Origin of the sequence: Streptomyces sp. NBC_00539 (genome assembly GCF_036346105.1) — a bacterium.
GTDB lineage: Bacteria > Actinomycetota > Actinomycetes > Streptomycetales > Streptomycetaceae > Streptomyces.
On the sequence record NZ_CP107811.1, the window covers coordinates 475,548 to 500,209 of the forward strand.

23 protein-coding genes are annotated in these 24,662 nt (G+C 72.8%); 8 read left to right on the forward strand and 15 right to left on the reverse strand.

Features of this window, described 5'->3' with window-relative positions; genetic code table 11:
* On the reverse strand, positions 1 to 1,071 hold the full coding sequence (locus OG861_RS02240; RefSeq protein ID WP_330261089.1) for a GntG family PLP-dependent aldolase: 1,071 nt from the start codon (positions 1,069 to 1,071) through the stop codon (positions 1 to 3).
* Between the two features lie 1,270 nt (positions 1,072 to 2,341).
* Between OG861_RS02240 and OG861_RS02245 the strand changes: the two genes are divergently transcribed.
* Positions 2,342 to 2,689, forward strand: a complete 348-nt coding sequence (locus tag OG861_RS02245) for a VOC family protein (protein ID WP_329201063.1) — start codon at positions 2,342 to 2,344, stop codon at positions 2,687 to 2,689.
* Between the two features lie 61 nt (positions 2,690 to 2,750).
* On the opposite strand, the gene OG861_RS02250 is transcribed toward OG861_RS02245, so the two are convergent.
* Positions 2,751 to 3,776: a polysaccharide deacetylase family protein gene (locus OG861_RS02250; RefSeq protein ID WP_330261090.1), complete on the reverse strand. Its 1,026-nt coding sequence runs from the start codon at positions 3,774 to 3,776 to the stop codon at positions 2,751 to 2,753.
* A gap of 189 nt (positions 3,777 to 3,965) precedes the next feature.
* Between OG861_RS02250 and OG861_RS02255 the strand changes: the two genes are divergently transcribed.
* Together OG861_RS02255 and OG861_RS02260 are read left to right on the forward strand one after the other, a co-directional pair.
* On the forward strand, positions 3,966 to 5,591 hold the full coding sequence (locus OG861_RS02255; protein WP_329201059.1) for a putative glycoside hydrolase: 1,626 nt from the start codon (positions 3,966 to 3,968) through the stop codon (positions 5,589 to 5,591).
* 127 nt (positions 5,592 to 5,718) lie between these two features.
* Positions 5,719 to 6,114: a hypothetical protein gene (locus OG861_RS02260; RefSeq protein ID WP_329201058.1), complete on the forward strand. Its 396-nt coding sequence runs from the start codon at positions 5,719 to 5,721 to the stop codon at positions 6,112 to 6,114.
* Between the two features lie 110 nt (positions 6,115 to 6,224).
* Here OG861_RS02260 and OG861_RS02265 read toward each other — a convergent pair whose 3' ends face one another.
* From OG861_RS02265 to OG861_RS02280, 4 genes are all read right to left on the reverse strand, one after another.
* On the reverse strand, positions 6,225 to 7,244 hold the full coding sequence (locus OG861_RS02265; RefSeq protein ID WP_330261091.1) for a M48 family metallopeptidase: 1,020 nt from the start codon (positions 7,242 to 7,244) through the stop codon (positions 6,225 to 6,227).
* Between the two features lie 121 nt (positions 7,245 to 7,365).
* Entirely contained in the window at positions 7,366 to 8,241 is an 876-nt protein-coding gene (locus OG861_RS02270) for an alpha/beta fold hydrolase (RefSeq protein WP_329201054.1), read from the reverse strand.
* Positions 8,238 to 8,987 carry a TetR/AcrR family transcriptional regulator gene (locus tag OG861_RS02275; protein ID WP_329201052.1) on the reverse strand — a complete coding sequence of 250 codons (750 nt, stop codon included), beginning with the start codon at positions 8,985 to 8,987 and terminating at the stop codon, positions 8,238 to 8,240. The genes OG861_RS02270 and OG861_RS02275 overlap by 4 nt, the downstream gene beginning before the upstream one ends.
* Before the next feature lie 17 nt (positions 8,988 to 9,004).
* Positions 9,005 to 9,862 (reverse strand): class II aldolase/adducin family protein, encoded by an 858-nt coding sequence (locus OG861_RS02280; protein ID WP_330261092.1) that lies wholly within the window; start codon positions 9,860 to 9,862, stop codon positions 9,005 to 9,007.
* A gap of 337 nt (positions 9,863 to 10,199) precedes the next feature.
* On the opposite strand from OG861_RS02280, the gene OG861_RS02285 reads away from it, so the two are divergent.
* Both OG861_RS02285 and OG861_RS02290 read left to right on the forward strand, forming a co-directional pair.
* Complete coding sequence (locus OG861_RS02285) at positions 10,200 to 10,763, forward strand: hypothetical protein (protein ID WP_330261093.1); 564 nt, start codon at positions 10,200 to 10,202, stop codon at positions 10,761 to 10,763.
* Between the two features lie 116 nt (positions 10,764 to 10,879).
* Positions 10,880 to 11,728: a polysaccharide deacetylase family protein gene (locus tag OG861_RS02290; protein WP_329201048.1), complete on the forward strand. Its 849-nt coding sequence runs from the start codon at positions 10,880 to 10,882 to the stop codon at positions 11,726 to 11,728.
* Between the two features lie 39 nt (positions 11,729 to 11,767).
* Here the strand turns inward: OG861_RS02290 and OG861_RS02295 are convergent, their stop codons facing one another.
* Together OG861_RS02295 and OG861_RS02300 are read right to left on the reverse strand one after the other, a co-directional pair.
* Positions 11,768 to 13,606, reverse strand: coding sequence for a serine/threonine-protein kinase (locus OG861_RS02295; protein ID WP_330261094.1), 1,839 nt, complete (start codon positions 13,604 to 13,606; stop codon positions 11,768 to 11,770).
* A 160-nt stretch (positions 13,607 to 13,766) separates the two neighbouring features.
* A complete protein-coding gene (locus OG861_RS02300) occupies positions 13,767 to 14,111 on the reverse strand; it encodes a hypothetical protein (RefSeq protein ID WP_330261095.1) in 345 nt (114 codons plus the stop codon).
* Between the two features lie 225 nt (positions 14,112 to 14,336).
* On the opposite strand from OG861_RS02300, the gene OG861_RS02305 reads away from it, so the two are divergent.
* Positions 14,337 to 15,002 (forward strand): DUF4142 domain-containing protein, encoded by a 666-nt coding sequence (locus OG861_RS02305; protein WP_330261096.1) that lies wholly within the window; start codon positions 14,337 to 14,339, stop codon positions 15,000 to 15,002.
* Between the two features lie 41 nt (positions 15,003 to 15,043).
* Here OG861_RS02305 and OG861_RS02310 read toward each other — a convergent pair whose 3' ends face one another.
* From OG861_RS02310 to OG861_RS02320, 3 genes are all read right to left on the reverse strand, one after another.
* Complete coding sequence (locus OG861_RS02310) at positions 15,044 to 17,191, reverse strand: prolyl oligopeptidase family serine peptidase (RefSeq protein ID WP_330261948.1); 2,148 nt, start codon at positions 17,189 to 17,191, stop codon at positions 15,044 to 15,046.
* 43 nt (positions 17,192 to 17,234) lie between these two features.
* Entirely contained in the window at positions 17,235 to 19,016 is a 1,782-nt protein-coding gene (locus OG861_RS02315) for an N-acetylglutaminylglutamine amidotransferase (protein ID WP_329201041.1), read from the reverse strand.
* 197 nt (positions 19,017 to 19,213) lie between these two features.
* Complete coding sequence (locus OG861_RS02320; RefSeq protein WP_330261097.1) at positions 19,214 to 19,600, reverse strand: VOC family protein; 387 nt, start codon at positions 19,598 to 19,600, stop codon at positions 19,214 to 19,216.
* A gap of 208 nt (positions 19,601 to 19,808) precedes the next feature.
* Here OG861_RS02320 and OG861_RS02325 point away from each other — a divergent pair, with 208 nt between their 5' ends.
* Positions 19,809 to 20,720: an SAM-dependent methyltransferase gene (locus OG861_RS02325; protein WP_330261098.1), complete on the forward strand. Its 912-nt coding sequence runs from the start codon at positions 19,809 to 19,811 to the stop codon at positions 20,718 to 20,720.
* The gene (locus tag OG861_RS02330; protein ID WP_329201037.1) at positions 20,717 to 21,814 is read left to right on the forward strand and encodes a terpene synthase family protein; all 1,098 of its coding nucleotides are present in this window, start codon (positions 20,717 to 20,719) and stop codon (positions 21,812 to 21,814) included. The genes OG861_RS02325 and OG861_RS02330 overlap by 4 nt, the downstream gene beginning before the upstream one ends.
* A gap of 93 nt (positions 21,815 to 21,907) precedes the next feature.
* On the opposite strand, the gene OG861_RS02335 is transcribed toward OG861_RS02330, so the two are convergent.
* From OG861_RS02335 to OG861_RS02350, 4 genes are read right to left on the reverse strand one after another with little or no spacing between them, the layout of a single operon-like run.
* Positions 21,908 to 23,302, reverse strand: coding sequence for a cytochrome P450 (locus tag OG861_RS02335; protein ID WP_329201036.1), 1,395 nt, complete (start codon positions 23,300 to 23,302; stop codon positions 21,908 to 21,910).
* Complete coding sequence (locus OG861_RS02340) at positions 23,299 to 23,919, reverse strand: GTP-binding protein (RefSeq protein WP_329201034.1); 621 nt, start codon at positions 23,917 to 23,919, stop codon at positions 23,299 to 23,301. Before OG861_RS02340 ends, OG861_RS02335 begins: the two co-directional genes overlap by 4 nt.
* The gene (locus OG861_RS02345; RefSeq protein ID WP_329201032.1) at positions 23,900 to 24,259 is read right to left on the reverse strand and encodes a DUF742 domain-containing protein; all 360 of its coding nucleotides are present in this window, start codon (positions 24,257 to 24,259) and stop codon (positions 23,900 to 23,902) included. The genes OG861_RS02340 and OG861_RS02345 overlap by 20 nt, the downstream gene beginning before the upstream one ends.
* Positions 24,256 to 24,660: a roadblock/LC7 domain-containing protein gene (locus OG861_RS02350; protein WP_190184310.1), complete on the reverse strand. Its 405-nt coding sequence runs from the start codon at positions 24,658 to 24,660 to the stop codon at positions 24,256 to 24,258. The genes OG861_RS02345 and OG861_RS02350 overlap by 4 nt, the downstream gene beginning before the upstream one ends.
* Positions 24,661 to 24,662: the final 2 nt, after the last annotated feature.

Genomic DNA, 24,662 nt, shown 5'->3' on the forward strand with positions numbered 1-24,662 from the left:
TCAGACCTCCGTGGTGTGGCCGGCGAGGGGGCGCGCGCCGTTCTTCATGACGCGCCCGATGATGGAAACCGCTTCGTTGACGTCGCTGTCGTCCAGTCCGCGGTGCAGCACCGCGCGGAGCCGCCCGTGACCCAGCTCGGCGATGGCCAGGCCCTCCTCGCGGGCGGCCGCGGCGACGGTCTGCCAGGTGTGCCGCTCGTCCGTGACACGGAACATCACGATGTTCGTCCGCACGTCCTGGGGGACCACCTCGATGCCGTCCAGTTCCGCCAGGCCCTCGGCGAGCAGGGCGGCTCGACGGTGGTCCTCGGCGAGCGCGGCCGCGTTCTCGATGGCGAGGATCCCGGCTGCGGCGACCGTTCCGACCTGCCGCATTCCGCCGCCGAGCATCTTGCGCAGGCGGCGTACCTTGCCGATGAACCGGGCGCTCCCCACGACCATGGAGCCGATGGGGGCGGAGAGTCCCTTGGAGAGACAGAACTGGACGGAGTCCGCGAACTGCGCGATCTCGGCCACCGGAACCCCCGCACCTACGGCGGCGTTGAATATCCGGGCGCCGTCCATGTGTACGGGGACCCCGCGCTCGGCGGCGAAACGGCGTACGTCGCGCAAGTAGTCCAGGGGGAGGATCGCGCCGCCGCAGCGGTTGTGCGTGTTCTCCAGGCAGATCAGTGCGGGGAGGGCGAACTGGGGGTCCTCCGGGTCGTCCGGAAACGCGGCCTCCAGGTCGCGCAGGAGCAGGCGGCCGTCAGGCTGGGTGGGGACCGGCTCGTAGACGATCCCGCCGCACACGGAGGCGCCGCCGGCCTCGTAGATGTAGATGTCGCTCTCGTCTCCGACCAGCACCTTGGAGCCCCGGGGCGCGTGCGCCATGAGGCTTGCCAGGTTCGCCATGGTGCCGCTCGGCATGAAGCAGGCGGCTTCCTTGCCGAGTGTGGCGGCGGCGAGCGCTTCGAGCCGGTTGGCCGTGGGGTCCTCGCCGTAGACGTCGTCACCGAGGGCGGCTTCGCTCATGGCGCGGATCATGTCCGGAGTGGGCAGCGTGAAGGTGTCGCTGCGTAGCTCGATCACTGATGGGGCCTTTCGGGAACTCGGGAACCGCGCCGGGGACGGCGTCGATCTGGTGGGGGCTCGGTGCGCGCTTTCGTGACCTGTGCGTGTGGGTGTGCCTGTGCTCGTGCGTGTGCCGGTGCCCGGGCGTGTGCCGGTGCCCGGGCGTGGGCCGGTGCCCGGGCGTGGGACTCGTGGGGCGATGACGAAGGGCGGTCGGTCGGTCGGTCGGGCGGCGCTGCCGTACGGCTCGTCCGGACCCGCGGCCCGTAACACCGTGCACACGCGGGACTTCGGGATTGCCGTGCGTGGGCTCCGTCCACACGGACGCCCGCCCCTCGTACCCGGCCCGGCAGGGGGGACGCCGGGGTATCGCGCACTGCCGGGGCGGGCGGCCTGGGCGGCGCCTCCCTGCGGGCGCAGGCGGCGGTCCGGGAGGCTGGTGCCGTGGGCCGCCGGACGTGGGCTCGTCACCGGCCGGCCGGGAGTCGATCCCGGTGCTCCCGGAGCCGGAACCGGTCAGCCGTAGTTCGGTCTGTGTACGGCCGAGCCGCAAGCCGACGGCCTCGGCCGTTCGGCGGGCCGCACTCTCGCAGGCAGTCTCCTCACGCCACGAGGGCTCCGCATGGAAGACGGGCGAGCCGATGAGGACAGCGGGCGTGCGCGCGCGTAGCGGGGCCGGGACCCGAGGGCCTCTTGGCCGGGCAGCCGGCCAGGGCCCTGTTCGACCCGCCCTCCGACCCCTGTACGCGCGACCTGTCGATCAGTCATCTTCCGTCTCCCCCCACAGGTGTCGCCAGGCCGTGGCGGGGTCGGTCTCGCGGTCCAGGCAGTGGAACGTCCCCTTGGCCCGACCGGGGCCGGCCGACTGAGTCCACGTGGTCCCTCTCCCCCTCGTTTCGGCAGGTGCGCATCGGGCCGACCCACGGTGAGGCCGGCGCTCCCTCTCACGAAGAAATTACAAACCAGATAGGCGGTTTGTCAACGCCCCGGTAGGCTTCCCGCCAGGCCCCTCGGAGGGGTCACGTCGGCGCTACGACCGCCGAGCCCACGCGGCCTCCCGCCTGAAATGCCATGTCAACGGCCTGGTTTGCTGCGCAATCGCGCGGGTGGACCCTTACGGCAGACACCCGTACGCTGAGCGAGCGGGGGCGGCGTCACGCGGGAACGGGCTGCCCGATACGTGAGCGATGGCCCCCGTTAAGAAACGTGTTGGTCGGTTTTATCTGCAAAATCGAGAGTGCAGGAGCGCGTGCGGCAAGCGCACGTCCGTTCTCAAGGGGAGTCACCGATGGCCGTTCGCCGTGTCGTGCCCAACATCAAGTCGGCGTCCGCGGAGGAAAGCCGGGGGTTCTACGGCCTGCTCGGCTTCGAAGAGGTGATGAACCACGGCTGGATCATGACGCTCGCTTCCCCGTCCCGTCCGGCGGCACAAGTCAGCTTCATGGCGCACGACAAGACCGCGCCGGTCGTCCCCGATCTGAGTGTCGAAGTGGACGACGTGGACGCGGTCTATGCCGTCGTCAGGGACAGCGGCGCGGAGATCGTTCACCCCCTGCAGGACGAGGAGTGGGGCGTGCGGCGCTTCTTCGTCCGCGACCCCGACGGTCGGGTGGTCAACGTCCTGAGCCATCGCTGACGCCCACCTGGCCGCGGGGACGTGAACGGCGCCGGCCGGGGCAGGGGCGGGGGCCCGGCCCTCAGTACGGCCGGGCCAGCTTCGCGAAGGCCGGTGACAGCTCGTTCCGTGCGGCGCTCGGGAAGGCGACGCTGTTCGGGTCCCCGTCCGAGACGTACAGGTCCTTCCCGGCGGCGAGCTTGTCCAGCCAGCGCGACGACCCGAACTCCGCGTCCTCGTCCTTGGGCCCCGCCGAGCGGATCCGGGGAATCGCGCCGGGGGTGAACGCCTTGGCGAACGGCGAGAACGAGGGGTTGGCGCCCACGAGGTACACCCCGTCGTAGCGGTAGCCCGTTCCCCGCGAAGCGACCTCGGCCGGCTGGGGCATGGCACCGAAGGGCAGGGCGAGCGAGGTGACCCGCGTTCCGGGCGCCGCCTTCTCGATCGCCTGCTGTCCGGCGGTGATCGCCCGCCGGGCGCCCGTCTCGTCGAGGGAGCGTAGGTTCTCGTGGCGGTCGGTGTGGTTCGCGACCTCGTACCCGTGCTCCTTCAACCAGGTCAGGGCCTTGTTGGAACCCGTCGCCGAGAAGGCGTCCGCGTTGACGAAGAAGGTCGCCGCCGGCTTGAAGGAGGGGTACTTCCTCGCCGTCTCCGTCAAGATGGCGACGGCGGTGTCCCGCGCCGGGGTGCCGTCCGGGTTCAGGCGTACCTGGCTGTTGGTGGAGTCGTCGAACGTGAGGACCACCGGGTGCGTGCCGGCCGGGATGTCGATGCGGCCGGTCTGGAAGTCCCTGGCGGTCACCGGTACGTACTTCTCCCGCGCGAGGCGCTCCAGCTCCGACCGGAAATCGGCGGGGGTGCGGTCGTAGACGCTGGCCGGCTTCTCGGTGAGCTGGTGGTACATGAGCACCGGCACCCGGCCGAGTTCGTTGGCGCCGACCTCCGCGGGGGCCTTCGCGGCGACGGGAGTGACGGCCGCCGGTGAGGCGGCCGCACGGCGTTCCCCGGCGGCCGGTGACGGCCCCTCGGAGCATCCGCAGACGAGCAGGGCGGCGCCCGCCAGGGCGGCGAGCGGGAGGAGTGGATGGCGCATGGGGGTGCCCTTCATGGCGAGTGTGTCGTGCCATACCTACCGACGACGGGGGGCCGCATACCGCACTGTCCCCTGCATGGCCCAGCCGCCACGCCGGGACACGATGCGGCCGTTCGCGTGAAATACGGTCAGAAGGAGGCGACCGGGGCACCGCGCGGCAATGAATGGAGGCAGCATCCGGCCCACGGCACGAAGGACGTCACGATGCCCCCCACACGCATATCCCGGTCCCTTCCCTCCCTCCGCCTCCGCCGTCCGGCCCGTCGGGGCGCCCTGATAGCGACGACCGGTGCGCTCGCGCTGGCCGGAGCGGGCGTCGGAGCCTGGACGTTCCTCGCACCGGCTCCGGCCCTCCAAGGCCTGAGCGACGGCGCCGTCCTCGACGGGCGCAAGGCCGCGCAGGTCGGCGCCTACCTCGCCGCGGATGAGGCCGGCGGCAGGGACGGGCTGCGCGCCACCCTCGACGGCACGGCAGTCCCCGTCAAAGCCGAGGGCACCCGCCTCAGGCTCGTCCTCCCCCACCTCACCGAGGGCCGGCACACCCTGGTGGTGGCGGGCGACAGCAGCCTTCCCTTCGCCTCGTACCGCAAGGTCGTGGGGTTCAGCGTGGACGCCACCGCTCCCGAGCTCAAGGTGGCCGACCCCGAGGTCAAGAACGTCGCCGCGCCGGTCACCATCACGGGCCACGCCTCGACCGACGCCGAGGTGACGGTCAACGGCAAGAAGGTCCCCGTCGACAAGACGGGGGCGTTCAAGATCACGGTGCCGAAGGGCACACCCGCAGTGAAGGTCAGCGCGGTGGACCGTGCCGGAAACACGACCACCAAGGACGTGTCCGCCCGGGGGCGCCGCCCCATGATCCGCGCCGCCCACATCACCGCCATCGGCTGGGGCGACAACACGCTGCGCACCAACATCCTCGCCCTCGTCCGCAGCGGCAAACTCAATGCCCTGGAGCTGGACGTCAAGGACGAGGACGGTGAAGTCGGGTACGCGTCCCAGGTACCGCTGGCCCGTCAGATCGGCGCGGCCAAGGGCTACTACGACGCCCGCAAGGCGATCGCCGAGATCCACGCCGCCGGCGCCCAGGTCATCGGCCGCATCGTGGCCTTCCGCGACCCGAAGCTCGCCTCGGCCTCCTGGAAGGCGGGCAAGAGCGACCAGCTCGTGCTGACCCCGGGCGGACAGCCCTACGACGGCGGCCACTACGGGGCCCTGTCCTTCACCAACTTCGCCAACCCCACGGTCCGCAAGTACAACCGGGACCTCGCCGTCGAAGCGGCTCGGCTCGGCTTCGACGACATCCTCTACGACTACGTGCGCCGCCCGGACGGCCCGCTCTCGCACATGCGCTTCCCGGGAATCGGGACCGCCACGCCCGAGCAGTCCATCACCTCGTTCGTCGCCGACACGCGGACCGCGCTGCGCCCGCACGCCAAGTACCTCGGTGTCTCGGTCTTCGGCATCGCGGCCACCCGGCCCACCGAGATCGCCCAGGACATCGGGGCCCTGGTCAAGGTCACCGACTACATCGCGCCGATGGTCTACCCGTCCCACTGGGGGCCGGGAGAGTACGGCGTCGCGCAGCCCGACACCGCCCCGTACGCGATCGTGCAGCGTTCGCTCGCCGACTTCGCCCGGCAGGCGAAGGGCACCCAGACCGAGATCATCCCGTGGCTCCAGGACTTCTCGATGGGCAGCACGTACGGACCGGCCGAGGTGGCCGAGCAGATCAAGGCCGCGGCCGACAACAAGATGAACTCCTTCATCCTGTGGAACGCCGGTGCCCGCTACCAGGGCGCGGCGCTGCAGCAGATCGCCGCGCACTGACGGGACGGCTCGTGCGGGTCCGAGTGGCCGGCGGGCGCCGTGGGAGGTGGGGATCCGTCCCCGCCTCCCACGGGGGTCGCCCCGGACGGCCCGGGGCGAGCCACCCGAGCTGGGCAGGATGACGGTCATGGCCAGAACGACCGCGGAAAAGCTGGGTGTCAAGGAGGGCGCGACCCTCCTGGTGCTGCAGGCGCCGGCGGGCTGGTCGCCCGGGCCCCTCCCCTCCTCCGCCACCGTGACGCCGGTTTCGGCGCGTGCCGACCTCGTCCTGCTGTTCACCCCCGACGCGGCGAGCCTCGACGCCACGATCGGCAAGGCGCTCGATGCGGTTCCCTTCGACGGTCTGGTCTGGGTCGCCTACCGCAAGGGCGGTGTGAAGGCCGGCACCGACCTCAACCGCGACATCCTGCAAGAACGCCTCTTCGGTTACGGCCTCGTGGGCGTGACGCTGATCGCCCTCGACACCACGTGGTCCGCCGTGCGCGTACGCCCGCTGGACCGCCCGGGACGGCGCCTGCGCTGAACTGCCGCCCCGGCTCCGCGTACCCCGGCCACTCGCCGGGAGGCTCCGGTGCCGGCTCAGCCCGCGCCCCTCGGGCCGGGTGCTGCGGCGGGGATTCCCGCGGCACGGTGTCAGCCCGTGTGGTCGCGGATCACCTGGCGTGCCACCGTCGCCCGGTGCCGGTCGAGTTCGGCCGCCACGGCGGCGGCGCGCTCCTCGTCGTGGTCGACCAGGGCCGGCCGGGGCGCCCCCAGCGCCAGGCACTGGCGTCGCAGGTGCGTCGGCGGGTGGGTACTGTCCACGCTGTGCCCGCGCCGCGCGGCGATCCGGAGCAGCCGGTCGTGCTCGTGGCCGGGGATGGTCGAGGCGTGCGCCGCGATCCGCTCCCACAGTTCCCGCTCGGCGGCCTCCTGCGCGGCCCGCCCGGCCTTGCCGCCCGTCATCCGCGCGGCCACCGCCTCGCGGCGGAGCTGGTCCTGCACCGAGGGCGCGACGAGCAGTCGGTCCATGAGTCCCACGGCTCCGGCGGTCGAACCGGCCCGCGCCGCGTCGAGGTCGGCCTGGTACTCGGCGCGCTGCGCGGCACGCAGCGTCAGACGGTCGAGGAGGAGCAGCAGGCCGTACGCCGCGCAGCGCGGCAGGTACGTCACGACGTTGAACAGCGAGTCCCACACCGTGTGCGCCCGGCTCGGGGCCAGCGCGTGCACCCACAGCCACAGCGAACGCAGTGCCCCGTGGAGGACCGGCCCGTGCCGCAAGTCGCCGTTGGCGAAGTGTCCGAGTTCGTGGCCCAGGAGCGCGATGCGTTCGCGCGGCCCGAGGATCTCCCACAGGCCGAGACCCAGGACCAGCACGCGGCGCCGGCGCCGTCCGTAGATCGTCACTGCCGCGTTGACGTCGCCGGTCACGACCACGGCGTCTACGCCGACGGTGCCGGTGACGGCGGCGACCTCGTCGATGAGCGCGAACAGCCGGGGTGCGTCGGCCCGGTGGAGCACGGGCCCGCCGTGCGGCAGCCGGCCCGGCCGCGGCCGAAGGACGGCGGCCACCACCAGCAGGACGACGCCCTCGACCGGCTCGATCCCGGTCTCCCAGCCGAGCACGATCAACAGCAGCCCGGCCACGGCCAGCGCCAGGGTGACGCCGTGCACCAGAAGGGCGAGTCCCAGGGCGAGCAGCGCCGCCGCGTCACGGCGCGGTCCGCCGGCCAGGGGAGCGTAGTCGACCGGTACGGCGGGACGGGAGGCGGGGAGGGCCTGCCGGGCAGGACTGCTACGGCGTCAGGAACGAGGTGAGGGCGGCGGCCACCGCGGTGGGATCCTCGACCTGGGGGTAGTGGCCCACCGGGGGCGGCCCGGTGAGTTCGACCACGGCGGCCGCGGGGACGCGCGCGCGGACGCGGTCCAGTACGTGGGCGCCGCTGATCGGGTCGGCCGGGCCCCAGACGAAGAGGGTGGGGCCGGGGTGGTCCTCCAGGGCCCGCGTCCAGCGCTCGGCGTGCATACGGCGTTCGTCGATGTAGCGCAGCAGGCGGGGGGCCAGGCGGTGTCCGTCGGCGCGTGCGACCGCCGACCACATGTCGTCCAGGTCGGCCGCGGGCAGTGGCCGCCCCAGCACCCCGCGCAGGGCGGAGGCGAACCGCCCCCGGGTCGTCAGGGGCGCGAGCAGCGGTCCCAGCGGCCCGTGCAGCAGCCGCTGCATCAGCACCGGGCGGTGGAGATCGGCGTAGAGCCCGCCGTTCAGCCACGCCATGTGCGTGATGCGGGACGGATCACGGGCCAGCAGTTCCTGACCGACGCTCACTCCGTAGTCGTGCGCCACCAGGGCGGTGCGCCCGATCCCGTGGTGCCGCCAGACGGCCTCGACCAGTGAGGCCTGTTCGAGGAGGGAGTACGAGTGGTGGCGCGGCTTGTCGCTCTCCCCGAATCCGAGGAGGTCCAGGGTCGTGACGCGCAGGCCCGCCGCGGCCAGGGCGGGCACCACCGCCGCCCAGTCGTGGGAGGACGTGGGGAAGCCGTGGATCAGGGTGACGGGGGCGCCGTCGGCCGGCCCGTCCTGCCGGACGAACACCTCGTGCCCCTCGACCCGTACGGTCGCCCCGCCGGCGGTCCACTGGTGCAGCGGGGGCAGTATCCGCTCTGTCGTCATGTGCGCGCCTCCTCGGCGTACAGCAGGCTCAGGCCGTGGATCAGGGTGCGCAGCCCGAACTCGAACTCCTCGTCGCTGTCGAGCGAGTTGAGCAGTTCGGCGTTCCCGTGGACGACCGGGTGGGTGTGGGGCGGGAGGGAGGTGAAGAGGTCGGTCATCGCGGCGCGCTGGTCCGGCGTGCGCGCCGCGCCGCCGGCGTCGAGGGCCGCGGCGCCGATCACGAAGTGGGTGACGGTGAGGTAGACGTGGACGGCGGTCCGCGCTCGCCAGCCCTGGGCGAGGAGCCGGCCGAGGGCGTGCTCACGGGCGCGCAGGGCGTTGGGGCCGAGCAACTGGCCGGCGGTGAGCAGCGGCACGATCGCGGGGTGCCGGGCCAGGACGCGACGGAACTCGCGGGCGCCGTGCTCCACCGTGGTGCGCCAGTCGCCGTCCAGGGCGGGCAGCCGGATCTCACCCAGGACGTGGTCGACGGTCTCGATCAGCAACTCCTCCCTGCTGGCGACGTGGCGGTACAGGGAGGTGTGACGGACCTGGAGGTGGTCGCCGAGGTGGCGCATGGTGAGGGCGTCCGTTCCGTCGCGGTCGACGATCTCCAGGGCGGCGGCGGTGATGCGGGCCAGGGTCAGCCCTCCTTCGCGCGGCCTGCGCCGCGCGCGCTCCGCGTACCGCGCTTGCCACCAGGCGGGGGATCCGGGGGGTGTGGGCCCGCTGCCGTGCTGCTGCGCCGGGTCGGAGGTGGAGGTCATCGGTGGGTGTGGCCTGTCTACTCGAAGAGGTCGGGGTCCGTCCGCACGATCTCATCCCACAGGGGCTGGAAGGAGAACCACCCCGCGAGGGGGAAGCCGGTCTGGTCACGGGTGGCCCGGGCGGCTTCGGGGCTGATGAGGTGCGGCGTACCGGCGGCCTCGGCCAGCAGCTGGGCCTGGGCGCTGCGTTCCATGGAGAGGAACCACCAGGCCGCCTCGTCGACCGACTCGCCGACGGTGAAGATGCCGTGGTTCTGGTGGATGACCGCCTTGTGCGGGCCCAGGCCGGCGGCCAGCCGCCGGCCGGCTTCCTCCTCCACGACGACGGCTCCGGCGCCGTCGCTGTGCAGGGTGTGCTGTTCGTACAGGGCGCAGGCGTCCTGGGTGATCGGGGCGAGGAGCCGGCCCAGGCTGGAGAAGGCCTTGCCGTGGACGGCGTGGGCGTGGCAGGCCGCGACGACGTCGGGGCGGGCGGCGTGGATGGCGGAGTGGATGACGAATCCGGCCCGGTTCACCGGGTGCCTGCCGTGGCGGACGCGGCCCTCGTGGTCGACGAGGATCAGGTCGCGGACCCGGACGTGCCGGAAGGACATGCCTAAGGGGTTGACCCAGAACATGTCGGTGTACTCGGGGTCGCGCACGGTGATGTGGCCGGCGACCCCCTCGGAGAACCCGAGCCGCCCGAAGACGCGGCAGGCGCCGGCGAGTCGCTGTTTGCGGTGCTCGCGCTCGGCGTCGGGGCCGTCGTGCACCGGGGGCAGCCGGAGCTCCAGGCCCTCTTGCCGCGGGACGAAGGCACTGCCGCGGGTGCCCGTGCCGTTGATGTCCGTGCCGTTGGTGTCCGTGCCCTTGGTGTCCGTGCCCTTGGTGTCCATGTCTCTCCGTCACCCTTGCCGCTCTGCGGACCGCCCGTACGCGTCCACTGGACGCATACAATGCAGCCAGTGGACGCATAAGGCAAGGGGTGGCGTGCCGGCCGGGGTGACGCCGGAGCAGAACGGAGGCCATCGGGGGGCCTGGATTTCGCCGGAACAGGTGTGTCCGAACCCCGGAGGGGCATCGTGGTACGGGACTTGTGGCCGGGGCCTGTCGCACGGATCGAACACGGAGGTCTCGGCGCCGTGGACGCGCGTTGACGATCCGCTGGATTTAGGTAACCCTAACCTTGCTTTGGCCGCCTCGGCGTCCGCCCGTGTCCCCCGGAGTCCTCTTATGCTGTCCGCAGCCCCCGCCGTCGTCCCGCCTTCCCGCCCCGTCCGCCTCTACGAGTCGTGGTGGACGGTGGCGGCCGCAGCGCTGGGGGCGCTGCTGGCACTGACGCTCGGGCTGTGGATGTCGCTCCACGTGCGCACGGACGCCACCCTTCACACCGCTGCTCTCTTCGTCCACCTCGCCTCGCTCGTACTGGGCTTCGGTGCGGTGCTTTCCGCCGATTACCACGGCCTGCTGTGGGCCGTCGGCCGCTGCACGCTCGCCGATGTGCTCACAGCCACTTCCCGGCTGCACGTGCCGATCTGGGCCGGACTCGGCGGACTCGTGGCGAGCGGGATGATGCTCCACCCCGACCTCGGCTCCCCGCTGACGCTCACCAAACTCGCCCTGGTGTCCGTACTCACCGTCAACGGCCTCCAGGCCGGTCTGCTCGGCCACCGCCTGAGGACCGCCACCAAGGTCGGCCGCCGTCTGCTGGTCTGGGGCGGCGCCACCGCCCTGCTCTCCCAGGTCTGCTGGTGGGGCGCCGTCGCGATCGGCTTCCTCAACACCAACGGGTCTTGACCCCGGTGCCGTCCGGGCAGCGGCCGCGCGGTACGCGGGGCCGCCGCTGAGGCAGTCGGTGGACGCCCGCGCGTCTTCGGCGGCGGCGCCCTCCGGGGCGGTTAGGTTCCCGGGGCATGAGCCCTCCTCGACGTTCCGGCCCGGGCCGGAGTGCCCGTACGGTGCTCCTGCCCGTCCTGGCTGCGGGTCTCCTCGCGGTCGCGACGACCGCTGCCTCCCCCGCCACCCTCACCGCCGTCACCGGCGCCGGACACGCGCCTCACGTTCCGCCGGCCGGTCCGCAGCCGGTGGAGCGGCTGTACGGGGCGCCGCTCCGTACGGTTCCCACCACCGGGAAGGTGGTCGCCCTGACGTTCAACGCCGCCTGGGGCACGGACGGTCTGGACACGGTGTTGAAGGTACTGCGGCAGCAGAGGGCTCCAGCCACCTTCTTCGTGACCGGCCACTTCGCCGAGCGGCATCCGCAGGGGGTACGGGCGATCGCGGCGGCGGGTCACGGAATCGGCAACCACTCCCACACCCATGCGCCCTTCGGCGCACTCACCGTCGCCGAACGGGCCGAGGAGATCACCCTGGCCCAGGCGGCGATCCGGCGGGCGGGAAACGGAACCCCGAGCGGCGCCTTCGAACCCCTGCCCTTCTTCCGCTTTCCCTACGGGGACGCACCCGCGCCGCACGTCGCCGAGGTCAATGCCCTGGGGTACGCCGACATCGAGTGGACCACCGACACCAACGGCTACAAGGGAACCACAGGCCAGATGACCGTACAGAAGGCCGTCGCGCGAGCACTTGGGGCCCTGACACCCGGCGAGATCATCCAGATGCACGTCGGCTCCCTCGACGGGCAGGGCGAGGTCCTGGACGCCCGGGCCCTGCCGCAGATCATCGACGCCGTCCGCACACGCGGCTACCGGATCACCGACCTGCGCGGCCTCCTGACGGAGCCCGGCCGGCGCCGGCCGTAGCCGGGGTGCCGTGCGCCCGCCGGGGATGACGGGAAGCCCTCAGCCCTGCACCGTCCAGCGCTGCGATGCCTCGCCGGCGCAGGAGGACGTCACCAGGCCGCTGCTCATGGCCAGGTCGAGGCAACCGCCGCCGTAGTCGCTGCGGAGGCTGCCTCCGGGACCGGTGCGCCACAGCCGGGTGGTGTCCTGGGCGCAGTCGCCCACGAAGACGGCCTGGCCGAGCCCGTTCGAGTAGAGGCACCCGCCGGTCTGCTGGTTGACGAGCTTGAAGCTGCCGTCCGACCTGCTCTTCACGGTCCAGCGGGCCGTCGGGTCGGAGCAGTCGCCGCTGTCCGAGGAACCGTAGACCTGGGTGATGCACCGGCCGTTGTCGCCGTTGCGGTAGCGGTGGGTGCCGGAGGCCGGGGCGGGCTGCGGGGCTGCCGGGGACGTCGTGCCGCTGGAGCCGCCCGGGGTGCCGGAGCCGCCGCCCGGGGTGCCCGAGCCGTTCTGCCGGCCGGTGCCGGTGCCCGGTCCGGGGCCGGACCCGGGTACGGGGCCTGAGCCGGCGCCCGGGGCGGTGCCCCCTGCTGCACCGGTCTGAATTCCGCCCGCCCCGCCCTGCCCGTTGGCCTGCCCGTTGCCCTGGGCGGGGGGCGGCGCTGGTGACGCCTGCCCCGACGGACCGCCGGCCGGCGCCGCCGGGGGCGGCTGCGAGGCGGCCGGCCCTGATGCCGACGCCGGGTTCGAGGTGGCCGGATCCGCCTTCGCCTCGGCTTGGGGCGAGGTGGTGTACGGCAGGTGCTGGATGGCGAGCGTCGTACCGCCCGCCACCACGATGACCGGGACCACGGCGAGGAGGACGCGGGTACGGCGGCGCCGCTCGGGCCGCTCGGGCCCGGACGCGGGGGTCGGTTCGGGGTCCTTCGCCGGTTCCGGCTCCGAGGCACCCGCGAGCGGAACCGTCGGTACGTCGATCTTCTGCACGTCCGCGGCGAACGCGGCCCGCTCCGACAGGCGCTCGGTGATGGCGGCGGGCCACAGCGGGGCTGCGAACGGCCCGCGACTCGCGGCCTGTTCGAGGAGTTCCGCGGCGGTGGGGCGGCCCTCCGGGTCCTTGTCGAGACAGGCCGCGACCACCTCGGCGAGGTCCGGCTCCAGTTCCCGCAATGACTCCAGGTCGGGTTCTTCGTGGACGATGCGGTACAGCACGCCGTGCCCCGACTCGTCGCCGAAGGGAGGGCGGCCGCACGCCGCGTAGGCCAGTACCGAGCCGAGTGCGAACACGTCGGTGGCGCCGCTCAAGCCCTTCTTGCCCGAGGCCTGTTCGGGAGCCATGTAGGCGGGCGTGCCCACGACCATGCCCGTCCTGGTCAGCTGGCTCTGTTCGGCGGCCCGGGCGACGCCGAAGTCGATGAGGGTGAGGCCGTCGAGGGTCAGCATCACGTTGGACGGCTTGATGTCGCGGTGCACCATGTCCAGCGCGTGCACCGACGCCAGGCCGGACGCCGCCTCCCGCAGCAGCAGCCACAGGGCGTGCGCGGGCAGGGGGCCGCCGTGCAGTTCGAGGGCCTCCCTCAGGGTGAGGCCGGGGATGTAGGCGGTGGCGAACCACGGGGGCCGCGCGGTGCGGTCGCTGGCGATCAGCGGCGCGGTGGCCTCGGCGGGCAGCCGGGAGAGGTTGTCGAGCTCGTGCCCGAACCGGCGTACGAAGTCCTCGTCCTCGCCGACGACCGACGACAGCAGTTGTTTGACGGCGACGTAGCGGCCCTCCTGGACCCCTAGGTACACCCGCCCCATACCGCCGGCTCCGAGCCGTCCCGCCAGCACGATCGCCCCTATCCGCCGCGGATCCTCCGCCTCCAGCGGCTCGGCCCCGCTCCCCCTCAGCTCCAACACGTCGTCAGCCCCACCCGAATTGGAATCATTTTCCAGAAATCTACCCGATGGGACTGACTGTGAGGCCACCCGGCGAGGTTCCGCCGGGGAGCGGGACACCGCTCAACACCCTAGCTGCAGAGCGGTGAGTTGAGTAGCGGGGACCGGTGACGCGAGGGCGTCAGATACCTGGTCCGTAACCGGGGTCCGGGTGCTGTCGAGGGGTCCACCACTCCAGGAGTCCCCAGACTCCGAGCGCGAACGCGGCCACCGCCGCGAGTACCGCGATCCAGGGCCGGCCGGTCCAGCGCCCGGTCAGCGACCAGGTCAGGAACGGCACCAGTGCGCCGCCGAGCACGATGAGCGGAAGGTCGACGAAGAGCACGCTCAGGTCACGGGCATGGGCCTCGAACCCACCGTCGATGCTGAACGCGGCCCGAGGCGCCCACACGAGCGCCGCGAGCACCGCGCCGATGCCGGCGAGGAGGCGTCCGGCGCGGCCGGTGGTGTCCGAAGTGGTGTTCATGCCAGCGACAGACGCTCGTCGCCGGTCCGCGGTTCCGCCGGGGCGGTCACCCGAGGCGGACCGGCGCGGCGACGGGTCCGGCGCACCGGCCGTTGCGGTGAACTTGCGGGCGTCGGCGTGCCGACGGCGTGTCCCTACGGAAGGAATGACTCCGGGGTGCTAAGAGGCGCCCGTTCCATGCCTGCCGGCGCGTCCGTGCGGGAGCGCGCAGAGGGAGTTGCACCCATGTCGAACCGGCTCGTGGCCACGGCCACCCTCATAGCCGCCGCGAGTGTCCTGTGGGCGCCCGGCGTCGCCTCCGCAGCCGAAGGGGACACCGCCTTCGTGCAGAGGGTGCACCAGGACAACGTGGCGGCGATCGCCGCCGGAGACGACGCGCAGCGGCACGCGGCCACGGCGTGCGTGAAGGACGTCGGCGCCCTGCTGGTCCGCGACCACGGCGCACTCGAGGCGGACCTCAGGATGCGGGCGGACGATCCGGACGTCGACCTCGCGTCCTCCCCCACCGCCGAGCAGCACAGGGGCCTCGCCGCCGTGCAGTCCGCGGCCGGCACGTCCGCCTATGACGCCCGATGGCTCGCCGACCAGGACGCGGCGCACACCAGGACGCTGGCGCTGATCGACAAGGTCCTCTCCTCCGGCGGCGACCCTGACGTGACGGCCGCCGCCCGGGCGGCCCGTCGCGTCGTGGCGGCGGACCTGGAACTGGTGCGCGGGGGCACTTGCCACCTCGGCAGCGAGGCCGGCATGGCCGGCGCCGGCAGCCGCGGGCTCGCCTCCCGCCGCAACGGCCTCAACGCGGTCGGCGCAGCCGGCCTCACCGGCGGGATCCTGGCGACGGCCGTCGTCACCCTGTGGCTGGCGCGCCGCCGCCCCACCGGTTTCCGCTGAATCCGTCGCACACCCGAGTCCGCGGGCCGGGGAGCCCCTCGTCATGACCGGGGCAGGGCGGCGCTGCCGAGGTGCTGCTCCAGCCAGTCCGCCGCCGCGCGCCGGTAGAGGCGGCGGTTGTCCGCCCGCAGGAACTCGTGCCCCTCGTTGCGCAGGGTCAGCAGCTCGGCCGGCACCCCGCGCTCGCGCGCCGCGCGGACGAACTGCTCCGACTCCGTCGGGGGCACGTTCGTGTCGTGCTCGCCGTGGACGGCCAGCACGGGTGCGCGCAGCTGGTCGATGCGGCTCATCGGGGACAGGTCGCGCAGGAGGTCCCGGTCCCGCTCGGGATGGCCGTACTTCGCCGCGGCCGACTGGGCGATCCACGGCTCGGTGCCGGCGAAGAACGTGGCGAGGTCCGACATCCCGCAGACGGCGACGCCGGTGCGGAAGAGGTCGGGGTGCCAGACCAGCGAGGCCATGGTGAGGTAGCCGCCGTAGGAACGGCCCATCACCGCCAGCCGCAGCGGGTCTGCGTAGCCGTGGGTGACCACGTGGGCGGCGCAGTCCGCGACGTCGTCGATGGCCGCGAACCGGCCGGTGCCGAGGTCCGCGTCGACGAAGGACCGCCCCCAGCCCGAGGAGCCGCGCACGTCGGGGGCGAACACGTCCATCCCCCGGGTGAGGAGCTCGTGGTAGAGCGGGTTGAACACGGGCCGCTCCTGCTCTTCGGGGCCGCCGTGGAGGTGGATCACGCACGGCGCCGGGCGCCCCGGATCGCGTTCCGGCGCCCGGTAGTACCAGCCGCCGAGCATCAGCCCGTCCCGGGCCCGGCACCGCAGGGGCACGGGGCTGACCGGGGGCCGCCCGGGCGGCGCCGCGTCCTCGTCACGGGCCGACCAGCCGGTCCGGACGGGTGCGAAGTCGCTGGTCAGGTCCCAGATGCCGGGCCTGCGCCGGGAGCCGGACAGGGCGGCGAACAGTCCGCCGCGCCCTACTGGTGCCATGCGGGTCACCACCTCGTGCGGCAGGACCGACCGGTGGTGCGGTCCGAGGCCGTCGTCCGGGTCGGCGGTGGGGAGCCCCACGGTCTCCAGCTCGCTCGCCCCGTGCACGTTCCAGGCGAGCAGGGCCCACCCGCCGTGCTCGGGAAGGCTCAGCAGGTCCAGGGCCGTCTCGTGCCGCTCGGCGGCCACCGACAGGTCCTGGAGCGCTCCGGCCCCGTCCAGCCGGGCCCGCAGCAGGGCGGCGAACTCGCGGTCGGCGTCGCTGCGCAGCCACAGGGTGCGCGAGTCGGCCGAGAGCCTGCCGATCCACGGGTCGCCGTCGGCGACCGGCAGCCGGAAGGTGGTGCGTCCCGAGGCCGCGTCCAGCAGGAGGGCTTCGCGGCGCCCGCGCGGCCCGCGGCGGAGCAGCACGAAGCGGCCTTCCGCGCCGACATCGCAGACGCGCAGCGAGGCGGCTCCGGCCTCGCTGAACAGCAGGACGGGTGCCCGGGTGCCGTCGGGGTCGAGCAGGTAGGCGGCCAGGCCCCCGCTCGCCGCCCCGTCGGCGGTGGCGGCCGGCGGCGCCGGTACCAGGTGCGGCAGGCCGTTTGCGTACGGGCCCGGTTCCGCCCGGTGCGGCGGGCCGAGCAGGGTGGCGTGGCCGTCGCGTTCCGTCCACGCCGCCCCGGTGGTCCCGTCGGCCGGGCCCGGGGACGCGTCCTCGGGGAGGTGGCCGGCTCCGCTGTGGGCGCCGGCGTCGGCGGAGGGCTGGGCGACGGTGACCGCCAGCGCCGCCCCGTCGCGGGTCCAGCAGCCCAAGTGGGCGGCGGCCCCGGGCTCGGCGCCGGCGAGTACGCGGCGGCCGGTCCCGTCCGGGCGCACCACCAGCACGCGCGTGTGTTCGCCGCCTCCGGGGGCGGAGGTGTACGCGATCCAGCGGCCGTCGGGCGACCAGGACACCTCGGTCACCGGGTCGGGGTCGGCGTCGAGGACGTGGGCCTCGCCGCCGCGGGCGGAGCCGCTCCACAGCTGGGGCACGCCGGCCCGGTCGCAGATGTACGCCACCTGGTCGCCGCCGGGGTCGACCGAGGGGTACCAGCACCCGTGGGCGGTGAGCAGTGTCGGCGGGTCCGCCGCGAAGACGGGAGCCAGGTGTACCGGGACGGGGGCCTGCGCGGGGGCGGGCAGGGAACGGCGGCGGAGGGAGGAGCGGTCCAGGGGCATGAGGGCCTCTTCGAGGGCTGCCAAGGGCTGTCACCGTTCAGTGTCAGTTGATGCCGTGGGTCTGCAACCAGATCTCCAGCGAAGCCACCTGCCACAGGGTGCTGGCTCCGCGTTTCGTGCGGTGGCGGCCGGGTTCCGCGAGCAGCTCGGCCACCCGTCGCTGGTCGAAGAGGGCGCGCCGCCGCGCTTCCGGGGCGGTCAGCGCCTCGCGCACGCGGCTGAGCACCGGCTCGGCCATGTGCCGCACCGCGGGAACGGGGAAGTACCCCTTGGGGCGGTCCACCACCTCTCGGGGCAGGATCTGCCGGCCGAGGTCCTTGAGCACGCCCTTGCCGTCCTGCGCCAGCTTGAGTTCGGGAGGGCAGGCCGCGGCGAGTTCGACCAGCTCGTGGTCGAGGAAGGGCACGCGCGCCTCCAGGCCCCAGGCCATCGTCATGTTGTCGACCCGTTTGACCGGATCGTCGGGCATCAGCGCGTGGACGTCCAGGCGCAAGGTGGCGTCCAGCGTGCTCTGGGCGCCGGGGGCCGCCATGTGGGCGTGGACGAATTCGCGCGAGGCATCGTGTCCGGCGGTCACGTCCGGGTGCAGGACGGCGGCGACGTCGTCGTGCGGGCGGTCGAAGTAGACGTCGGCGTACGCGTCCGGCGCGTCGGGGCGGGCGGCCCCGGCGATCGGCGGGTACCAGTGGTAGCCCGCGAACACCTCGTCGGCGCCCTGCCCGCACAGGACCACCTTCACCTCCTTGGCGACCTGCTCCGACAGCAGGTGGAAGGCCACGGCGTCATGGCTGACCATGGGCTCGCTCATGGCTGCGATCGCGGTTTCCAGCGCGGCCGGGAGCCGGTCGGAGGGGATCATGTACTGGTGGTGGTCCGTGGAGAACCGCCGTGCGACCAGGTCCGAGTACCGGAACTCGTCGCCCTCCTGTCCGCGCTCGGACTCGAAGCCCATCGCGAAGGTCGCCAGGTCGCTGTGGCCCTCCTCTGCCAGCAGGGCCACGATGAGGCTGGAGTCCAGCCCGCCGGAGAGCAGGACGCCCACCGGCACGTCGGCCACCATGCGGCGGCGCACCGCCGTGCGCAGGGCGTCGTGGACGGCCTCCTGCCAGCGTGCCGGGTCGTTGCCGAGGTCCGCGCGGCGGGTGTAGGACGGCTGCCAGTAGAGGTGGTCGCGGTGGGTGCCGTCCGGCTCGACCACGCGGACGGTCGCGGGCGGCAGTTTGCGCACGCCGGCCAGCACGGTGCGCGGTGCGGGGACCGTGCCGTGCCAGGTCAGGTACTGGTGGAGCGCCACCGGGTCGAACGAGGTGTCCACGCCGCCGCCCGCGAGGAGGGCGGGCAGGGACGAGGCGAAGCGGAGCCGGTCCGCGTCCTGGGTGAGGTAGAGCGGCTTGATCCCGAGCCGGTCACGGCCCAGTACCACGCGGCCGGTGTGGTGCTCGGCCACGGCGAAGGCGAACATGCCGACCAGGTGCTCGACGCATTCGTGCCGCCACTGGGCGTAGGCCTTGAGGAGCACTTCCGTGTCGGAGTCGGAGAAGAAGCGGTGGCCCAGGCCTTCGAGCCGTCCGCGCAGCTCACGGTAGTTGTAGAGGCACCCGTTGAAGACGGCCGTGATCCCCAGGTGGGGGTCGGTCATCGGCTGGGCGCCGCTCTCCGAGAGGTCGATGATCTTCAACCGGCGGTGGCCCAGGGCTACGGAGCCCTGTGACCAGGCGCCTCTGCCGTCCGGTCCGCGGTCCTCCATCTCGTCGGTCATGCGTTCGACCGCGGCGAGGTCCGGTCGCCTGCCGTCGAAGCGCACTTCCCCGCTCAGGCCACACATGTGACACCCCCCGCTCGACTCGCGCCTCGGGGCCGCCGCGTCGCCGCGCCCGCCCTTCCGCCCGGGGTCCAGGCCACCTCCACCATGAACGTTCACTCCCGTTGCCCACACGGCCCGTGCCACGCGACTCGGGCCGAACAGGCGATCGACATATCGGGCGCATGCCCACCTGAGCGGCACTTATGCCCGGGTTTCGATCAGGCGCGGGTGAGGCAGAAGGGATGCCCGGCCGGGTCCAGCGGGACCCGCCACCCCTCCCCGCCCGGTTGGTGCGCCGGCTTGACCGCGCCCCACTCCAGCAGCAGCGCCTCGGCTTCGTCGAGGTCTTCCACCTCGAAGTCGAGGTGGACCTGCTGAGGCACGGCCTGGCCGGGCCAGCGCGGAGCCACGTAGCCGTCGACCCGCTGGAAACCGAGGAAGAGCCCGTCCTCGCGGGTGAGGCCGGCGAAGTCCGCGTCGGACTCCTCGTGGAGTCCGAGGCCGGTGGCCCGCTGGTAGAACGCCGCCAGCGCCTCGGGATCCGCGCAGTCCAAGGTGATCGCGGTCAGCTTCATCCGCGGGGTCGCTCCGGCAGGCTTGATCATCCCGGCAGCATAGGCGGCCGCCGGCGGCTCCGGGCGGCCGGGACGGCGGGCTACGCACATCAGATGATGTGTGTGCCCAGTGGGCTGACGTGCGGCCCCTGAAGTGCCACGATGATCCATGCTTCAACAGTGTGGCGGTCGGGGCGCGGGAGGAGCGGCGGCAGCGTGCCCTGGAGACCGGCCCTACCCACGAAAGGGCGGACGTCCCATGCGCGTTACCCCCCTCATAGCGTCCTTAGGCACCGGCCGCGGCGCGTCCGCGGACGAGCAGGTGCGGCTCTACTACAGCGGCAAGACCCACGACATCCTCCAGAAGTACGGACCCGGCCCGCGCGTCCACTTCCATGTGGGCCTTTTCCCCGACGGGTCGCCACCCACCACCGTCCCCCAGGGCGCGCTCAAGCAGCACCTCCTCGACGCGCAGGAGCGGATAGTCGAGTACGCGGCCCGCTCCTGGGGCGCGTACGAGGCTCCGCCGTCGCGGGTCCTCGACATCGGCTGCGGCCTCGGCGGCACCTCCCTCTACTGGGCGCAGGAGCACGGCGCTTCGGTCACCGGCCTCACCGTCGCGGCGGAACACGTGCCGCTCATCCGGCACTTCGCCCGTCAGGCGGGCGTCGGGGGCCGGGTGGAACCCCGGGTGGCCGATGTGCACGACCTGCACGACACCCGCGCGTACGACGCCGCATACGCCAACGAAAGCAGCGGGTACACCGACCGCAAGCGCCTCTTCGAGGTCGTCGCCAAAGCGCTCAGACCCGGAGGGTGGTTCGGCATCCAGGAGCACTTCGTACGCCGCTCCGAGTGGCTCGGATTCATCGACGGCTACTACCGGACCCGGCTGGGAACCCACTCCGAATACCTGGAGGCGGCCGAGGCGGCCGGCTTCGAGGTGGTGCAGGACGAGGACGTGACCGACTCGGTGGTGGAGTTCTGGGTGCAGTCGATGGCGTGGAACACCGCCGAACTCGACCGGATCCGTGCGGGCGGTGAGCCCGCCGCATGGAGCGGCGTACGGCTGGAGCAGTCGACGATCGCGCACAGCAAGCTCTTCCGGCTCTGGCGTGACCATGCGATGGAGACGCGGTTGCTGCGCTTCCGGATCGGCGGCGGCCGATGACCGCCTCGCCCCGTCCCTCTCGTCTCGGTGACCGGCTACCGCCGTTCTACTGCCCGCTGGAGCGCGACCTCGTCCACCCCGAGGCCAAAGAGGTGGAGGCCCGTGCGGTCGAGTGGGTGGACGCCTTCGGCCTCTACCCCGACGCGGTCGAGCGTGCGTGGGGACTGGCCACGCACAGCGCCGACTTCACCTGCCGCATCATCCCCGAGGGGGACGTGGAGGCCCTGCTGCTGTTCGCCGAGTGGAACTACTGGGCCAATGCCGTCGACGACTGGCAGGACTCGGGCTCCGAGGAGGTGGGGACGGGCGCCGTCGTCGAACACGGTGTGCGGCTGCTGCGGACCATCGAGAACCCGGGCGCGTCCGTGCTGCCCGACGGCCCCATGACGCGCGCGCTGGTGGACCTGGTCAGACGCACCCACGCCATGCTCAGCCCGTTCGAGCTGCGCAGGTTCGTCGAGGGCACCCGGGACTGGCTGCTCGGGGCGGCCTGGCGGGCCGCGCAGGCCGAGGCGGGCAGTGTGCCGGGGCTGAACGACTTCGCCGCGATGGGACCGCTGGCGAACGGTACGCGGTTCTCGCTGACCTGGTCCGACGTCGCCCGCAGGGACCGGCTGCCGGCAGAGGTGCTGTGCTCCCCCGCCGTCACGGCGCTCACCGACGCGGCGGGTTTCATCGTCAGTGCCGACAACGACCTGTTCTCCTACGACAAGGACGACCACCTGGAGCCGCGGGAGGTGAACCTCGTCAACGTCCTCGCCGCCCAGGAGCACTGCTCCCCCGCCGAGGCGGTCCCGCTCGCGGTGGCCCTGCGTGACCGGGTGATGGTCCTGTTCACCACGCTGAGGGCGCAACTCTCGGAGGGGGCCGACCGGGAACTGCGCCGCCACCTGGCGGCGTTGGGCCACTACGTGGCCGGCTGCATCGCCTGGCAGAGCCGGGCGCCGCGGTACGCGAGTCCGCGCAACCGGTACGAACTGCCCCTCGCGGAGGCGGGTTTCGCGATCCGCTACGCCGATGCGCCCAGCGCTGCCGGGACCGAGCCGCCGGATCTGCCGGCGCTCGCCTCCTGGTGGCAGTGGGTGCGCGACTGAGCGGCACCGAGGGCCCCCGCCGGTGCGGCGGGGGCCCTCGGTACGGAGCGCCGGTACCGGACGCCGGTACGGAACGCGGGGACGGAACGCGGCTCAGCGGCGGCCGAACAGCCGGCGCCACCAGCTGACACCGCGCCGGTGCCCGGCGGCGGTGGGCGCCGCCGTCGGCTGCGGCGGGATCACGGCGACGTGCGGCGGGTGCTCGGAGGGCCGCTCGGTGTGCGGACCGGCGTTCTCGACGGAACGCGGGGTGAACCGCACGGGCAGTGACAGCAGGTGGCGCGACATGAGGGTGCCGCGCCACTGGAGCTCGCTCGCGTCGACCGCCAGCTGCAGGTCGGGCAACCGGTCCAACAGCACTTCGATGCCGGTGTCCGCGATGGCGCGGCCGATGTCCTGGCCGGGGCACTCGTGCGGCCCGCTGCTGAACGCCAGGTGGGAGCGGTTGCCGTGGACGGAGACGCTCGGATCGGGACGGATCTGCGGGTCGGCGTTCCCCGCGGCCAGACCCAGCAGCAGCATGTCTCCGGCCTTCACCTGCCGGCCGCCGAGCAGGGTGTCCCCGGTGGCCCAGCGCCCGATGATCGTGTTGATCGGCGGGTCGTCCCAGAGGACCTGCTCCAGGGCGTCGGGCAGCGTCATGTGCCCTCCGGACAGGCTGGCCCGGAAGCGCGGGTCGGTCAGTACGGTCCGCAGCGTGTTCGCGATCAGGTTGGCGGTGGTCTCGTACGCCGCGATCAGCACGACGCGCAGGTGCATCAGCACCTCGGTCTCGCTGAGGTCCGCGGGGTGCTCCAGCAGCCAGGAGGCGAGGTCGTGACCGGGCTCGGCCTTGCGGTCCATGACCAGCTGTTCCAGCGTCAGGGTGACGTAGCGGTCGCTCTGCAGGGCCGTCTCGGTCCCCTGGAGCATGTCGCGTGCCGCCTTGACCAGCCGGGGCCCGTGTTCGTCGGGGGCCCCCACGAGCTGGGTCATGACCAGCATGGGGAGCTGGTCGGAGAAGGAGGCCACGAGGTCGGCGTGGCCGTCGGCGGCGATCCGGTCGACGAGCTGGTTGGCGAAGCGGGTCACGTACCGGCGGATGCCGCGCTTGTCGAAGCGCTCCAGGGAATCCACCACGGCCCCGCGCAGCCGATCGTGGACGGGCCCGTCGGTGAAGTTGCACACCGGCACCCAGGTGACCATGGGGCCGAGCGGGGTGTCGGCCGGTACCCGGCCCTCTCTCATGTCGCGCCAGCCCCGGGGGTCGCGGGCGAACCGCGAAGGGGTGCGCGCCACGTCGAGGTTCTCCCGGTGGCCGAGGACGAGCCAGGCCGGGAGGTCGCCGCTGACCAGTACGGGCGCCACCGGGCCGTACTCGGCCCGCAGCTTCTCGTACAGCCCCAGGGGGTCGGCCTGCGCCTCCGGTCCGTGGAGCCGGTACAGGGCGCCCCCGGCTCCCGCCACGTGGGCGGGGCACTCGGGCGGCGGGGTGGGGTGGGTACTCACATTGCCTCCTGGGTCGCCGCCTGCGAGTGCAGGTAGCGCATGAGGGTCAGCAGGACGTCGCGGGACGAGTCCCGCCGTCTGGCGTCGCAGACGAGGATCGGTACGGCGCGGGGCAGGTCGAGGGCTTGGCGCAGCTCTTCCAATGGATGCTCGGGGGCGTCGGGGAAGGAGTTGACGGCCACGACGAAGGGGACGCCCCGTTCCTCCAGCCGGCCGATGACGTCGAAGCTGGTCTCCAGGCGCCGGGTGTCGAGGAGTACGACCGCGCCGAGGGCGCCCTCGAAGAGGCCGCGCCACAGGAACCAGAACCGCTCCTGGCCGGGAGTGCCGAACAGGTAGAGCACGAGTTCGTCGTTGATGCTGATGCGGCCGAAGTCCATGGCCACGGTCGTGGTGGTCTTGCGCGCCACGCCCCGGGTGTCGTCGACACCGATGCCCGCCTTGGTCATGGTCTCTTCGGTGGTCAGCGGTCTGATCTCGCTGACCGCGCCGACCATCGTCGTCTTGCCGACGCCGAAACCGCCGACGATGACGATCTTGACGGCAGCCGCCGCCGTCTGGGGGAGTATGTCCCCGGGGCGCGGCCCGCGCGGCGCGTCAGAGCTTTTGAAGTCCATTGATCACTGCCTCGATCAGAGCAAGGTCGGGTAGCTGGGCGGCGGGAACGGGCGGGCGTACGTGTACGCGCCGAGCGGTCATCAGGTCCCCGACCAGCACGATGACGGCGCTCACGGGCAGACCGGCGTACGCGGCGATCTCGGCCACCGACAGCGGCGACTGGCACATCCGCAGGATCGCCGCGTGCTCGGGCTGCATCTCGGGCCGGGCCGGCACCTTGGCGACGACCAGGGTCACGAGGTCGAGCTGGACGGCGGTGGATGGTCCGCTGCGGCCGCCGGTGATGACGTAGAGCCGTTCGGGAGTGTTGTCCTCCCAGCTTGAGGGTGGCTCACTCACGCGGGCTGCCCGTCATGTCGGGGCGGGCTGCTCAGGTGCTCCCCCATCCGGGTCACCAGGTTGCGCATCTGGGCACCCATCAGGCCCGCGTCGACGCCCTCGTCGGCCAGGACCGCCAGGTAGGAGCCGTCGCCCGCGGCCATCAGGTAGAAGAACCCGCCGTCCATCTCGATCACGACCAGCCGCATTCTGCCTTCGGAGCGGGGCAGTTCGGAGGCCACCGCCCCCGCGAGGCTCTGCAGGCCGGCACAGGCCGCCGCCAGGCGGTCGGCCGTGTCGGTCTCGGCCCCGTACTGCGCCACGCACAGCCCGTCCGCGGACAGTACGATCACGTGCCGCGTCTGCGGCACTCCGGCGGCCAGGTCCTTGAGCATCCAGTCCATACTGCTTCGCTGAGTCATCA

Bases quoted from the DNA above. Each gene is read 5' to 3' on its own strand.
- OG861_RS02280 (WP_330261092.1), bottom strand. From the start codon at position 9,862: ATGGACACCAAGGGCACGGACACCAAGGGCACGGACACCAACGGCACG.
- OG861_RS02330 (WP_329201037.1), top strand. From the start codon at position 20,717: ATGACCGCCTCGCCCCGTCCCTCTCGTCTCGGTGACCGGCTACCGCCG.
- OG861_RS02325 (WP_330261098.1), top strand. From the start codon at position 19,809: ATGCGCGTTACCCCCCTCATAGCGTCCTTAGGCACCGGCCGCGGCGCG.
- OG861_RS02300 (WP_330261095.1), bottom strand. From the start codon at position 14,111: ATGAACACCACTTCGGACACCACCGGCCGCGCCGGACGCCTCCTCGCC.
- OG861_RS02350 (WP_190184310.1), bottom strand. From the start codon at position 24,660: ATGACTCAGCGAAGCAGTATGGACTGGATGCTCAAGGACCTGGCCGCC.
- OG861_RS02245 (WP_329201063.1), top strand. From the start codon at position 2,342: ATGGCCGTTCGCCGTGTCGTGCCCAACATCAAGTCGGCGTCCGCGGAG.
- OG861_RS02260 (WP_329201058.1), top strand. From the start codon at position 5,719: ATGGCCAGAACGACCGCGGAAAAGCTGGGTGTCAAGGAGGGCGCGACC.
- OG861_RS02270 (WP_329201054.1), bottom strand. From the start codon at position 8,241: ATGACGACAGAGCGGATACTGCCCCCGCTGCACCAGTGGACCGCCGGC.
- OG861_RS02310 (WP_330261948.1), bottom strand. From the start codon at position 17,191: ATGCCCCTGGACCGCTCCTCCCTCCGCCGCCGTTCCCTGCCCGCCCCC.
- OG861_RS02255 (WP_329201059.1), top strand. From the start codon at position 3,966: ATGCCCCCCACACGCATATCCCGGTCCCTTCCCTCCCTCCGCCTCCGC.
- OG861_RS02315 (WP_329201041.1), bottom strand. From the start codon at position 19,016: ATGTGTGGCCTGAGCGGGGAAGTGCGCTTCGACGGCAGGCGACCGGAC.
- OG861_RS02305 (WP_330261096.1), top strand. From the start codon at position 14,337: ATGTCGAACCGGCTCGTGGCCACGGCCACCCTCATAGCCGCCGCGAGT.
- OG861_RS02340 (WP_329201034.1), bottom strand. From the start codon at position 23,919: ATGGACTTCAAAAGCTCTGACGCGCCGCGCGGGCCGCGCCCCGGGGAC.
- OG861_RS02250 (WP_330261090.1), bottom strand. From the start codon at position 3,776: ATGAAGGGCACCCCCATGCGCCATCCACTCCTCCCGCTCGCCGCCCTG.
- OG861_RS02320 (WP_330261097.1), bottom strand. From the start codon at position 19,600: ATGATCAAGCCTGCCGGAGCGACCCCGCGGATGAAGCTGACCGCGATC.
- OG861_RS02285 (WP_330261093.1), top strand. From the start codon at position 10,200: ATGCTGTCCGCAGCCCCCGCCGTCGTCCCGCCTTCCCGCCCCGTCCGC.
- OG861_RS02275 (WP_329201052.1), bottom strand. From the start codon at position 8,987: ATGACCTCCACCTCCGACCCGGCGCAGCAGCACGGCAGCGGGCCCACA.
- OG861_RS02290 (WP_329201048.1), top strand. From the start codon at position 10,880: ATGAGCCCTCCTCGACGTTCCGGCCCGGGCCGGAGTGCCCGTACGGTG.